Raw genomic sequence first — 12,289 nt, forward strand, 5'->3', positions numbered from 1 at the left:
TACAGATGATAGGATGTCCATGAGATGTTACCAATTTATGAACAAGATGTTAAATTTTGTATTTTATTTTTCCTGCAAAAATGGAAGGACTTAAAGTCTGAGATGAGTAGTGGATTTTTTCGAATTGGAGATTTTATTTTGAAGTTGATTTTTCCTGATTTTGCATAAAGATTATTCGTTCTATTTGCAGCATAACGGAAACTACTTGGAAAAATGCCTCTTTCATTGATGAAGTTTTTAAATGTTTTTCATAATGATGGTGTATGCAGCTGGACATTGCTTCTCTTGCTTCATAATCGAAATGATAAAAATCAATAATCGGGAAAAATAGGCCCCCGCCTAACGGGATTAGTGTCCCCATGGCGATTTCCCCTTGTTTTGGAGGAATAGCAATTGGAGCATACACAATAACATCCAGAGATTCATGGGTTAGAATATCAATAGCAACAAAGGTACGATCATTATATTTATGGCCAATAAAATAGAATTTTGGAACTACATTCTTACACTCCCTTAGCCAAGATTTAATAAAAGGTTTGTTCCTGAGTGTATAATGATTATCGGAAATATAATCATCAAAACAACTATTAACTGGATTTGGGCCGGAATCATACAATAGTCGCCACCAAAACAAATTATCGAGTAATCCTTGCTGTTTCTCTGCCTTCGGGTTATGTTCCTCTACAAATTCTCTAAGTAAAGACAGATTTTCATTATCATAATATAGGTCAAGGGCATAAATCATAAAATCCCTAAATACCTCACTTACCATTACCTGCCTTAAATCTTCAGACACAGGATAGTCAGGCCGAAATTTTTTTGTTTTGTTCACGGTCTGTTCTAACTCTACTATGTTTTCAACGGTTTCTGGTTTTCCCATCAAACATCAATCCCTTCTACTTATTGGATTGCTCAAGTTTATTCACTTTTCGCTTCACGCTTGCAACTTCATTAAAAAGCAATTCAATATCCGCATTTACATCTGATTGAAAGGTCCTCAAATCTTTACGAACATAAGTAACATTTTCTGTTATTAATGTAGTAGAATGCTTAATGATATCTATTATTTCTGCTTGACCCGTCTCCAAGTTTTCCATCCGTGAAGTGATTTCTCTTTGGCCATTTGTTAATTCTACTTGACCCGTCTCTAAGTTTTCCATACGAGAATTCAATTTTCTTTGGCCATTTGTTAATTCTGCATGACCCTTTATTAGTACTTCTTGACTAGCTCTCAGATTTTCCATCCGAGTTGTTACTTCTTTTTGACCCTTTATTAATGCTTCTTGGCCGGTCTCCAAATTTTGTATCCGGGAAGTCACTTCTATTTGCCCCTTTTTTAATGCTCCTTGGCCGGTCTCTAGACTTTCCATTCGGGAAGTCATATCCTTTTGGCTCGTCTTCATATTACTTATAATCTCATTTGTATTCTTCAGTTCTGAAAGAATTTTATCTAATTTTTCTTCCATAAACAAAACCTCCGTTCTTAGATTACATTCACTTTAAACGATTGGCACTTGATTATAAAACAACTTATTTTTGATGTCAAAACAATACTAATCCACCTTTCTTTAATTTATAAAACATTAACCTTTAACACAGTCATAAAAAAATAAACATATATCAAATAGACATAGGTACCCAATGAGAAAAATAGAATAGAAAGGTTTATTGCCAATTTAAGGGGATTTTTTAGGTAACAAAATGTTGAAAAGATAAATTAGAAAAATCATTATAGGATTTAAAATAGTAGAATCAATCGTGAAGAAAACGTGGAAAATCAAACAAGGAATGGTTGTTGACATTCAAATTATATCATTCCTATTCATTTAAACTAGGTTCGAATAATAGTTTTCATTAAATTGTAATATTTTCGAGTTGTTCAATGGATATCTCCGCTTTGACTTTATAAGAAAAAGCCCCGGCAGCATTTAAGGCAAATGGTCCATTCACATCTTTTTTTCATTTACATTCTTTCCTTTAATTCGATATTCCCAATAAATTTTCTAATCTCTTCCTAAAAGACCTTTTGCCATCCGTGGTATCAACTTGCTGTTGTTTTTGAGAGTTATTAAAATACATCCATGCAGACTCGGCTTTTTTTTCCACTTCCTGTTGTTTTATTCCCATCATAGTTTGATAATCATACATTCTCATTATTATTTCATCCTCCATAATATTTAAATTTTTAACTAGACATAAAAGACGACCGTTCGGTTTATTTAAAGGCTAAAACGATCCCTAATTTGTTCCTGATATTTCAGCAGCAATTCATATGTGCAAAAAAACAAGCCGATTAGAAGGGCTTGCCTTATTGCACCAACACTCTCAGGATAAACATCTTTTTTATTTCTTTTAATACCTCATGGTATGGATAATCTTCGTATACAATTGTCTGCGAGACCACTCCATCGACCATGGACCAAAAAAGATCTGCAAATAATTCTGGATTCACATCTTGTTTTATTTCACCAGATTTCTGCCCATCTTTAAGAATATCGGTGATCTGAGAAATAAAATATTTTTGCCTCCGATTACGTAATCGTTCTGTTAATTCTTTGTCCCTGGAAGAATGCAGTTTGAACTCTAAGTGAACCGAAAACCGAGCTTTATTTTCTTCAATAAAAGGATTTAGTTCTAAGTATATATCAAACAAATAGTTTAATTTTTCTATAGCTGATGGTTTTTTAGATATTTCCTGATTAAGTTCATCATAAGTTTGACTCGTTTCTGTACTCATTAATTCTAGATAAATATCATCTTTACTTTGAAAGTAATTATAAATCGCACCTTTACTGATACCAGAATGTTCTACAATATCATTGATCGTGGCTACTTCGAAACCTTTTTTCGCAAAACAAACAAAAGCACTCGATAAGATTTCTTTTTTCTTCTTCTCTTTATAATCATCAGATACAATCGGTGGCATTGTTATCTCCGCCTTTAAAATTAATTGATAATATATTATATGTGAAATATTCAAAAACGACCATTCGGTTTATTTAAATTTTAGCCTATTTCCACCATAAAAGGCAACCAAAATTTACCTGAATTTCTCACAGGATATTAAATGGTGTCAGGCACCAAAAAAAGCCCTTGTTAATTTAACAAGGACTCTAATAACAACTAATAATTGGGACTTATTTTATAATCTTACTCAGCAAAAAATCTACTTTCTCAGTCAGATGCTTCTTTACACTAACATCCATTTCCATTTCATCCATTGTCTCTTTTAAGTTACCGAACCAGATTTCGGCCCTATCTGGAGCAATCTGAAATGGATGTCTTTCTTTCACTTGTGAGACTTGCTTCCCTTGTTCCTGATCAGATCCACCGGAAACTAGTCGGTTGATAAATACTCTTTGCCGATCTTTCAATAATTCGATATCCGTGTTTCTTTCATTAAACATATTAATATAGTAGGAATCTTTTAGAAGCTTATCATAAAATCGGTCAACTAACTCATTCACTTTTTCCTGATCCAGTACAATCGTCATCATCCATACCCTCTTTTTCTTAAATAAAGTAATTAATACTATTATTATAGTGTATATAACATTCTAAACTTGTGATTTACATCACGAAAAAGACTTTGTGGAAGAAAAAAGCTTGAAAAGCGACATGTTAGGCGCCAAGTAATGGCTGGTCAAAAGCGAATAAGGCCTCGTTGATTTCATGAATATTATAGTTACCATGTTGAATAAAGTAATCAATAATTACATCAAATTTATTGCTCCGTGACAAGGTATAACCAGCAGCACCTAGCAGGTCCATCGTTTCCTCCACGTTTAACTTTAAAGCAACGGCAAACGCAATCGTGGTTTTCTTTTTCGGGGTATAATCGACTTCATTCCGGATTTTGGAGAATAATCGCCGGTCAATATTCGCCCGTTTATACGTTTCCACATCCGTCATTCCTTTTTCATCAATGAAACGAAGAAGCCGTACGGAAAAAGATTCATCAAGTTCGTCCAACAGATTGACTAAAGAATACTCAGCATCTTTAAACACATCCTGCTGAACAATTTCGATTTCTTGCTGGCTTTCCCATATGTATGGTTCTACCCTATTACGAGCAAACATGGTTTCTATTTCTTCCACATAATGCTCATCAATATATTGATGAATGGATGTAAATAATTTCTTGCTTAAACCGAAAGAGCTTTTATCAAAAACAACTAGATAAACAAGCATGTCATGCTGGAATAAAAATGAGCCAATTGTCGAAACGGCAATTTGTAATGCTTCCTCCTTGGGATAACCATAAATGCCTGTCGATATCAACGGGAATGCGATGGATTCACACTGATGGGTCATGGCCAGTTCCAAGGAATTATAGTAAGATTCCTTTAATTGTAAGGCTTCTTGATTGGAACCACCTTGCCAAACCGGTCCAGGTGTATGTATGATATATTTTGCTTCTAAGTTAAAGCCGTCAGTCAATACAGCTTCTCCTACCTTGCATTCCCCCAATTGATTGCAAGCTTTTTGCAACTCATTGACACCAGCTGCACGAAAGATAGCACCACAGACGCCCCCACCCATTTTCAATGATGTATTCGCAGCATTGACAATCGCATCCACCTTCATCTTGGTAATATCATGGCGAACAATTTCTAGTGGCATCCGTTTATCCCCCTCCCAAACAATTATTTATAAGTCTATTATCTCCACAATGTCCAAGTTAAGATTCTTATTCCTTAGGGAGATTATACCATTTATTTAATTGGAGGTTAGTAATGAACAAGGAAGATTAGACAAAATAAAACTCCTGCAAAATCAGGAGCTTTAAAGGTAATTATTATATCGATTTGTTTAGCGAACTTTTTCTAAATGACGAAGAATTTGCTCATAATGACCGGTTACGTGCTTAACGATTAAATGGTCGACTAAAAATGATAACGGTTTGCCGTCAAAGTTTGGATTATAACTTGGAGCTGTTTTTACTAAATCCTCTTCTTCAACTTTAGTAAGTGCTGCCTCTACTTTTGGTACTAAGTTTAATAGTGTAGTGATGGCATCACCTTTCTTCAAACGAGATACAACGTTTTCATCTACTGCAGCTAAACGACGCACATGTTCATGATTACGTCCCCATTTTGCACCTGGAACCACTAGCAAGGCTTCCAAATCTGTCACCCAAAAATCAACCGCTTCTATAATATGAGCGACAATTTGCATAGCAGACCATTCTTCTTCAGAAGGTTTCATGTAAAGTGTAGCCTCTTCTGTATTCTTCACAACCGTAACGATCTCATCAATACACGTTTTAAATGTTTCCAATTTTTCATTCAGTACTGCTGTAGTCATAGTCATACATCCTCCCAATCCTCACCTAATTGATCAATAGTTTTATAAGAATTAAGAATAAAAATGCGCTAGAGTTTTCTCTAACGCGTTTTTATTCATGTTGTTTATTAGCAATCGACACGTTCATAATTTTTTTTGAGATAGCCATATAAGAAATCAACAGCCTTGTAATCCGTTGGTTTGTGTTGTTCGAAAATAAAGTTACGAAGGGAAATGGTTGTTGGATCTTCAGCGTGAATAATTTCGCCCCATTTACGTGCTGTTGTTTGTACCATCGCAGAACGCGGAATCCGCAGGTCTTGGTATGCTCTAAATGCATCTTCATAAGATTTATGTTCTTTTAATTTCTCACCTAATACAAACGCATCTTCGAAAGCTTGAACGCCGCCTTGAGCTAAATATTGAAGCATGGCATGACCAGAATCCCCTAATAATGTAATGTTACCTTTGGTCCAATTATCGATTGGTTCACGGTCATACATTTGCCAACGGAATTGACGGTTAATGTAAGATAAAGCGTTTTGTACTTTTGGATGAGTATTTTCAAAACGGCGTGTCATTTCTTCTGGATTTCCCCAGTCCTCTACAGTAGCATCATATGATTTAAAAACAACTACTTGGTTGTAAAGCTCTCCACGACGAACTGGATATTGTACTAAGTGCAGGTTTGGACCAATCCACATGATCACATCATCTAAGTCTAAGTTTGAGTTACTCGCCACTTCTGCGATTGGAATCGTTCCGCGGTAAGCTACATACGCAGAGTTTACTGGTTCATCTTCAACAAATAACTTACGCATATTTGATTTTACACCGTCCGCACCAATCACTGCTTCTGCAGTAAACGTTTCACCATTTTGGTTGACAATTGTTACTGTATCACCATTTTGTTCTGCCGTTTGAATCGTTTGGTTGGTAAAAAATTTGACATTACTACGTTTTTGACATGCTTCATAAAGAACTCGGTGTAAGTCAGAGCGATGCAATACGATATATGGCTGACCGAATTCTTTTTGGAACCCTTCCCCTAAATCAAGAGTTGCTAACTCTTTTGCTGTATAAACATCTTTTAGTACAAGTCGTTTAGGTAATACCGCATGCTTTAAAATTTCTTCCTTTACCCCTAAACGATCTAAAACCTCAATCGCGTTTGGTGCTAACTGAATCCCCGCACCTACTTCCCCAAATTCAGGAGCCTGCTCAAAAATTGCCACTGATTTACCCGTTTCTTGGATTGATAGAGCTACAGCTAAACCACCGATTCCTCCACCTACAATAATGATGTCGCTTACATTAGTCATTGTAAATTCCTCCCACATGTTTTATAATCTTCTACAAATAGTGAACTATGTTCCCGATAAGAAAACTTTATCTCATTATTCACTATTCCGTCAACAATAAAATTATAAAATTTAGAAATTTCTACAAATCATTCATTCTGCTATACTAACCAAAATAATTGAAAATAGGGTGATCATGATGACAACTGAAACGAAAACTGCGGGTATTCAGTCATTACAATTGGGGTTAAATATATTAGAAATCTTAGCAATGGAAAAAGAGCCTCTTAAGTTCACTGATATTCAAAACCGAGCTTCGATGACAAAAAGTAATTTATATAAATATTTGTCCACACTAAGCCAATTTGGGTTAATCAATCGAAATCCTCATACAAACATGTATACTCTTGGACATAAATTAGTACAGCTAGGAAATGCCGCTCTAGGACAAACTTCTTTAATTGAAGTGGTTATTCCTTATTTCAAAAAGATCACTGAGTTCACAAACCTAACCGTACTACTTGCTGTACCAACTATAAAAGGTCCATTCATTTCATATATTTTAAGCGCCGATTATGGAATTAATATCGGTGCACAAATGGGGACACACTTGCCGATCTCCTCCTCTACTGGCGTCGTTTTTTCTGCTTTTGAAAAAGATGTCCATCGGAAGGAATGGGAAGTAGAAGAATTATCGAAGTTCAATGAAAACGAATTACGGCAATTTCATATTGAAAAAGAAAAAACAAGACAGCTGCATTTTGCATCAAAGACAGAGCCACTAATAATGCATGTCTCTTCTTATAGTGTTCCTCTATTAAATTTCAACCATGAACTGCTGGGTGCTATTACTATTGTTGGTATTACCGAGACGGTACCAAATTCAGCCGACCATTCAATTGGACAATACGTTCTCAATGTTGCGAAAGAAATTTCAGAATATTACGGCTTTGTGAAATGAATTTTTTATCTGAAAACAAATAATATTGACAATCTTTTCAAAACCTATTAAAATTTTTATAAATAGTGAACTAGTTTCATAATTAGTGAAATCAAGGAGGACAATACATTGAAACTTATTAATTTTACTGTCGCAGGACATACACGTGCAGGGGCTATCGTTGATCACCAAGTAATTGACTTAAACTATGCCTACCAAGCACAGCTAAAAGCAGAAGGAAAATACAGATACGAGGCCATCGCTAAAGCGTATGTACCAGATAATACAGATGAGTTATATCAAGGTGGTAAAGAATCACTACAACTAGCGCAAAATGCAATCGATTTCATCTTAGCGAATCCTGAAAGTTTTAATAAAAAAGTGATTTACAATCTTGAGGAAGTGAAGGTAGAAGCACCTGTCGTGCGGCCAGGCAAAATTATTTGTGTCGGTCACAACTATCGCGAACACATTTTAGAAATGGGTCGTGAACTCCCAACAAACCCAGTTATTTTTGCAAAATTTGCAAATACCATTTTAGGTCCTGAAGACGATATTCCACACTATCCAATTTCTGACCAACTTGACTATGAAGCAGAGTTTACGTTCGTTGTTGGCAAACAAGCTCGCAATGTGACAGAAGAAGAGGCCTTAGATTATGTAGCAGGTTATACCATTACAAATGACGTAACCTATCGTGATATTCAACGCCGCACCATTCAATGGTTACAAGGAAAAACAGTAGATGGAAGTGCACCAATGGGACCATATTTAGTCACTTCCGATGAATTACAAAATCCATCTGGTTTAGATGTTGTTCTAAAAGTAAATGGAGAAGTACGTCAAAAAACAAATACTGCGAATCTAGTATTCTCCGTTCAAAAATTAGTGTCTTTCTTATCAAATTTAATGACGTTAGAGCCAGGAGATGTTGTCTTAACAGGAACTCCAGGGGGCGTAGGATTTGCGATGAAGCCTCAGCAATTCCTAAAAGATGGGGACGTCGTTCGTATTGAAATCGACCAGGTTGGTGTACTTGAAAATAAAGTAAAAACAACAGAAGTGCCAGCTACAGTTTGATGAGGAGATGTAGGGGGTCGAGTAGCATATCCGCTACTCCCCTTTTCTCTCTAAAATTTAATTAGTAAAGGGGAATGTGAAATGGCTGAAGTAAATCCAGAAGTTCAAGAGTTTATGAAAAGTTCGATTGTAACCGATTACACAAAAGATATCCAACAATACAACTTAGGACCTCTTTGGGAAGCAATTCCTGCAATTATGCACAAAACACCAACTCCTCAAGCAGAAGCTTATCTCTGGAGCGATGAATTAATCAAAAAGAAAATGGCAGAAGCAGCTCAGATCTTCACACCAGAGCGTGGTGGTGAACGTCGCGCAATTTATTTCCAAAATCCTGGCCTTACTTATCGTAAACCTTGGGGCTGGGGATCTACTACGCAAACGATTTATGCTGCTGTTCAAATGTTATTGCCTGGTGAAAAAGCACCATCTCACCGCCACTCACAAAGTGCATTGCGCTTTATTTCTGAAGGGTCAGGTGCATATACGATTGTTCAGGGTGAGCGTATTTTCATGGAAGAAGGCGACTTTTTAATTACACCAAAGGGATTATGGCATGGCCATGCCCATTTAGGCACAGAGCCTATGTATTGGATGGATGCTTTAGATATTCCTACTCTTTACGCGATTGGCGGTACATTCTTTGAACCTTATGAGGATGGATTACAGCAGCCAGATATTCCAGATAACTTTACAGAAAGACGTTATCGTGGGGGGATGGTTCGTCCTGTCGGTGATGATAAATTCACAGTGGCTCCGCTTGCTAATTATAAATGGGATCGCACGGTAGAAGGAATTAAAGGATTGATGGAATTCGATCCAAATCCACAACATGGATATGCAGTCGAATACATTAACCCATCTACAGGTCAATCGGCTAATCCGACACTAGGCACAAGAATGCAGCATTTACCACACGGTTTCCAAACAAAGGCATTACGCCATACTCACTCAACGGTTTACCAAGTACACCAAGGTTCCGGTCACACTGTCATTAATGGCATTCGATTCGATTGGAAAAAAGGCGATTACTTTGTTGTTCCAAACTGGGCTTGGTATGAACACTTTGCATCAGAAGATTCTTACCTCTTCTCCGTAAACGATTTACCAATTATGAACCGTTTCGATTTAGAACAAGAGCAATTCTTTGAAGAAAACAACGGCCACCAAAAAATTACTGGTGAATTTAAAGCAGACTTCCGTTAATCGATTAGGGAAACGCTTGGTCCATTCCAAGCGTTTTTTGATGCCGTTGGGATGGTTGAAGTCAGAACTTACATCAAAAAAGCCATCAAATACTAGATGTATAATAACTAGTACTTGATGGCTCGTATTACTTCCTACTGGATAGTAGGTAAATGATTGTTTATAGCACTTTACTTAAGAACGCCTGGGTACGTTCATGCTGAGGGTTACTGAATAACTCATTTGGTTCATTTTCTTCCACAATATAGCCGCCGTCCATGAATATGACTCGATCGCCCACTTCACGAGCAAAGCCCATTTCATGGGTGACAACCACCATTGTCATCCCTTCTTTAGCCAGCTGCTTCATTACTTCTAGTACATCTCCGACCATTTCAGGGTCAAGTGCAGATGTCGGCTCGTCAAAAAGCATGATCTTAGGATTCATTGCCAGTGCCCTTGCGATAGCAACACGTTGTTTTTGTCCCCCAGATAGTTCTCCCGGATAACTATTAGCTTTTTCTCTTAACCCTACTTTATCAAGCAGCTCAAATGCTAATTTATCCGCCGCAGATTTTTCGGTAGAGCGAATTTTAATAGGTCCCATCGTGATGTTTTCTAAGACGGTTTTATGAGGGAATAGATTGAATTGCTGGAAAACCATTCCTACTTCTTGTCTAACCTTGTTGATATTAATCTTGTTGTCTGTGATATCCTGTCCGTTAATGACTACTTCCCCACCAGAAATTTCCTCGAGGCGATTTAAGCAGCGAAGGAACGTACTCTTACCTGAACCCGATGGGCCAATCACACAAACTACCTCTTTTTCTTGTACCTCTGCATTAATATCCTTTAAAACCTCTACCTTACCAAACGATTTTCGCAGATTTTTAACCTTAATTATACTCATCGAACCTGAATCCTCCTTTCGATGAAATTAGCTAAGATAGTTAATAAATAAATAATGATAAAGTAAATGACACCTACAGCCAGCCAAATCTTGAATGCTTCGAAGGTTGCCGAAGCTTGAATTTGCCCTTGCTGTGTTAAGTCAGCTATCCCGATAACGGATAAAAGCGAAGTATCTTTTAAACTAATAATGGACTGATTCGTAATAGTAGGAAGCATTCTTCTAAATGCTTGTGGGAGGACTACATACCGCATCGTTTGTGCCCCCGTAAAACCAATCGATCTTGCCGCTTCTGTTTGTCCTTTATCTATCGATTGAATTCCAGCTCTGATAATCTCAGCAAAGTATGCCCCGGCATTAATGGCAACAGTGACGATTCCAGCGGTTGTGCTGTTTAAGGAGATCAATTGTAAAGAATTCACGCCGAAATAGATAAAAAACAATTGTACAATAAATGGCGTACCTCGAATCGCATCTACATAAACCTTTGCAATCCAATTTAAGATCTTATTCGGTGCCAATCTCAATAATGCGACAAGTAAACCAATTAAAAATCCTAAAATAATAGCTATTACAAATATATATAAGGTTACTTGAAGTCCTTTTAATAACATCGGTATAGCCGCAGAAATAATATCCATCCTGTTCATCCCCTTTCAACAAGAAGACGCGCATTAAGCGCGCCCTATCTTCACGTATTTATTGTTCACCTAGATACGTTTTAATAATTTTATCATAGGTTCCGTCTTTCTTTAACTCAGCAAGACCATCGTTGATTTTTTTCAAAAGATCCGTGTTTTTTCCTTTTAGAACAGCAATCCCATATTGATCTCCGTTCAAACGATCACCCACGATTTTTAAGCCGAGGTCTTTTTGGGCAATAGCATATGAAATTACAGGATAATCTTCAATAAGTGCATCCGCATTTCCGTTAGATACCTCTTGGAACATAGCGGGACTATCATTAAATTGAACAACGGTAATTCCTAATTTTGAAGCATTGTCTTGTGCATATTTTGCACCAGATGTACCTTTTTTAACCGCAACTTTTTTGCCTTTAAGGTCATTGATAGATTTAATAGTTGAATTATCATCTTTCACAATTAATGTTAACCCTGCATCAAAATATGGTGATGAGAAATCCACTATTTTTTTTCTTTCTTCTGTTATACTCATACCTGCAATAGCCACATCTAACTGATTAGCTTGCATAGCTGGAATGATTCCACCAAAATCCATTGGAGAAAGTTCAATTTTGAAGCCCTGATTTTTTGCAATAGCATTAATTAATTCAATATCGATACCCTTATATTCGTTTCCTTCTTTAAATTCAAATGGAGGATACGTGGTATCTACACCAACTTTATACACCTTACCTGCTTCCTCTTTCCCGCTTTTTGTGTCACTACTTCCACACGCCGCGATAAAGATGGTAAGGATTAAAAACAAACTAAATAAACCAAACTTCTTCATTACTATCTCCCCTTATTTGTCAGATTATTCTCATTTGCAGAATAGAATGAAATCACTTTTATAATATATCACAAATAATAAACAGAAAAAAGCAAAAGTTATTGGAATATAAAT

Annotated in this window: 14 protein-coding genes; 3 read left to right on the forward strand and 11 right to left on the reverse strand. The window is 36.5% G+C overall.

All coding sequences use genetic code 11. The features are described 5' to 3' along the window. Positions 1 to 133: 133 nt before the first annotated feature. From FS608_RS05805 to FS608_RS05835, 8 genes are all read right to left on the reverse strand, one after another. The gene (locus FS608_RS05805) at positions 134 to 880 is read right to left on the reverse strand and encodes a hypothetical protein (protein ID WP_144548309.1); all 747 of its coding nucleotides are present in this window, start codon (positions 878 to 880) and stop codon (positions 134 to 136) included. A gap of 16 nt (positions 881 to 896) precedes the next feature. Beyond that, positions 897 to 1,466 (reverse strand): hypothetical protein, encoded by a 570-nt coding sequence (locus tag FS608_RS05810; protein ID WP_144548310.1) that lies wholly within the window; start codon positions 1,464 to 1,466, stop codon positions 897 to 899. Between the two features lie 511 nt (positions 1,467 to 1,977). Further along, positions 1,978 to 2,172 (reverse strand): hypothetical protein, encoded by a 195-nt coding sequence (locus tag FS608_RS30105; RefSeq protein WP_222127306.1) that lies wholly within the window; start codon positions 2,170 to 2,172, stop codon positions 1,978 to 1,980. A gap of 136 nt (positions 2,173 to 2,308) precedes the next feature. Beyond that, entirely contained in the window at positions 2,309 to 2,926 is a 618-nt protein-coding gene (locus FS608_RS05815) for a TetR/AcrR family transcriptional regulator (RefSeq protein ID WP_144548311.1), read from the reverse strand. Positions 2,927 to 3,137: 211 nt separating this feature from the next. Further along, on the reverse strand, positions 3,138 to 3,497 hold the full coding sequence (locus tag FS608_RS05820; protein ID WP_144548312.1) for a truncated hemoglobin: 360 nt from the start codon (positions 3,495 to 3,497) through the stop codon (positions 3,138 to 3,140). 124 nt (positions 3,498 to 3,621) lie between these two features. After that, positions 3,622 to 4,623 carry a macro domain-containing protein gene (locus FS608_RS05825; protein WP_144548313.1) on the reverse strand — a complete coding sequence of 334 codons (1,002 nt, stop codon included), beginning with the start codon at positions 4,621 to 4,623 and terminating at the stop codon, positions 3,622 to 3,624. Positions 4,624 to 4,812: 189 nt separating this feature from the next. After that, on the reverse strand, positions 4,813 to 5,307 hold the full coding sequence (locus FS608_RS05830) for a DinB family protein (RefSeq protein ID WP_144548314.1): 495 nt from the start codon (positions 5,305 to 5,307) through the stop codon (positions 4,813 to 4,815). Positions 5,308 to 5,414: 107 nt separating this feature from the next. Continuing rightward, positions 5,415 to 6,608, reverse strand: coding sequence for an FAD-dependent monooxygenase (locus FS608_RS05835; RefSeq protein ID WP_144548315.1), 1,194 nt, complete (start codon positions 6,606 to 6,608; stop codon positions 5,415 to 5,417). A 178-nt stretch (positions 6,609 to 6,786) separates the two neighbouring features. Between FS608_RS05835 and FS608_RS05840 the strand changes: the two genes are divergently transcribed. From FS608_RS05840 to FS608_RS05850, 3 genes are all read left to right on the forward strand, one after another. Beyond that, positions 6,787 to 7,548: an IclR family transcriptional regulator gene (locus FS608_RS05840; RefSeq protein WP_144548316.1), complete on the forward strand. Its 762-nt coding sequence runs from the start codon at positions 6,787 to 6,789 to the stop codon at positions 7,546 to 7,548. 108 nt (positions 7,549 to 7,656) lie between these two features. Then, on the forward strand, positions 7,657 to 8,607 hold the full coding sequence (locus FS608_RS05845) for a fumarylacetoacetate hydrolase family protein (RefSeq protein ID WP_144548317.1): 951 nt from the start codon (positions 7,657 to 7,659) through the stop codon (positions 8,605 to 8,607). 81 nt (positions 8,608 to 8,688) lie between these two features. Then, complete coding sequence (locus FS608_RS05850; protein ID WP_144548318.1) at positions 8,689 to 9,813, forward strand: cupin domain-containing protein; 1,125 nt, start codon at positions 8,689 to 8,691, stop codon at positions 9,811 to 9,813. A 160-nt stretch (positions 9,814 to 9,973) separates the two neighbouring features. Here FS608_RS05850 and FS608_RS05855 read toward each other — a convergent pair whose 3' ends face one another. The 3 genes from FS608_RS05855 to FS608_RS05865 are packed head-to-tail and all read right to left on the reverse strand — an operon-like array spanning position 9,974 to position 12,175. After that, on the reverse strand, positions 9,974 to 10,702 hold the full coding sequence (locus FS608_RS05855) for an amino acid ABC transporter ATP-binding protein (RefSeq protein WP_144548319.1): 729 nt from the start codon (positions 10,700 to 10,702) through the stop codon (positions 9,974 to 9,976). Next, positions 10,699 to 11,343: an amino acid ABC transporter permease gene (locus FS608_RS05860; protein WP_144548320.1), complete on the reverse strand. Its 645-nt coding sequence runs from the start codon at positions 11,341 to 11,343 to the stop codon at positions 10,699 to 10,701. Before FS608_RS05860 ends, FS608_RS05855 begins: the two co-directional genes overlap by 4 nt. 58 nt (positions 11,344 to 11,401) lie before the next feature. Continuing rightward, positions 11,402 to 12,175, reverse strand: a complete 774-nt coding sequence (locus tag FS608_RS05865) for a transporter substrate-binding domain-containing protein (RefSeq protein WP_144548321.1) — start codon at positions 12,173 to 12,175, stop codon at positions 11,402 to 11,404. Positions 12,176 to 12,289: the final 114 nt, after the last annotated feature.

The sequence above is a fragment of the Bacillus sp. X1(2014) genome, from assembly GCF_007678255.1.

Excerpts from the sequence above, each read along its gene's own strand:
- FS608_RS05860 (WP_144548320.1), bottom strand. The coding sequence starts at position 11,343 with ATGGATATTATTTCTGCGGCTATACCGATGTTATTAAAAGGACTTCAA.
- FS608_RS05810 (WP_144548310.1), bottom strand. The coding sequence starts at position 1,466 with ATGGAAGAAAAATTAGATAAAATTCTTTCAGAACTGAAGAATACAAAT.
- FS608_RS05840 (WP_144548316.1), top strand. The coding sequence starts at position 6,787 with ATGACAACTGAAACGAAAACTGCGGGTATTCAGTCATTACAATTGGGG.
- FS608_RS05865 (WP_144548321.1), bottom strand. The coding sequence starts at position 12,175 with ATGAAGAAGTTTGGTTTATTTAGTTTGTTTTTAATCCTTACCATCTTT.
- FS608_RS05835 (WP_144548315.1), bottom strand. The coding sequence starts at position 6,608 with ATGACTAATGTAAGCGACATCATTATTGTAGGTGGAGGAATCGGTGGT.
- FS608_RS05820 (WP_144548312.1), bottom strand. The coding sequence starts at position 3,497 with ATGATGACGATTGTACTGGATCAGGAAAAAGTGAATGAGTTAGTTGAC.
- FS608_RS30105 (WP_222127306.1), bottom strand. The coding sequence starts at position 2,172 with ATGGAGGATGAAATAATAATGAGAATGTATGATTATCAAACTATGATG.
- FS608_RS05815 (WP_144548311.1), bottom strand. The coding sequence starts at position 2,926 with ATGCCACCGATTGTATCTGATGATTATAAAGAGAAGAAGAAAAAAGAA.
- FS608_RS05830 (WP_144548314.1), bottom strand. The coding sequence starts at position 5,307 with ATGACTACAGCAGTACTGAATGAAAAATTGGAAACATTTAAAACGTGT.
- FS608_RS05805 (WP_144548309.1), bottom strand. The coding sequence starts at position 880 with ATGGGAAAACCAGAAACCGTTGAAAACATAGTAGAGTTAGAACAGACC.
- FS608_RS05825 (WP_144548313.1), bottom strand. The coding sequence starts at position 4,623 with ATGCCACTAGAAATTGTTCGCCATGATATTACCAAGATGAAGGTGGAT.
- FS608_RS05850 (WP_144548318.1), top strand. The coding sequence starts at position 8,689 with ATGGCTGAAGTAAATCCAGAAGTTCAAGAGTTTATGAAAAGTTCGATT.
- FS608_RS05855 (WP_144548319.1), bottom strand. The coding sequence starts at position 10,702 with ATGAGTATAATTAAGGTTAAAAATCTGCGAAAATCGTTTGGTAAGGTA.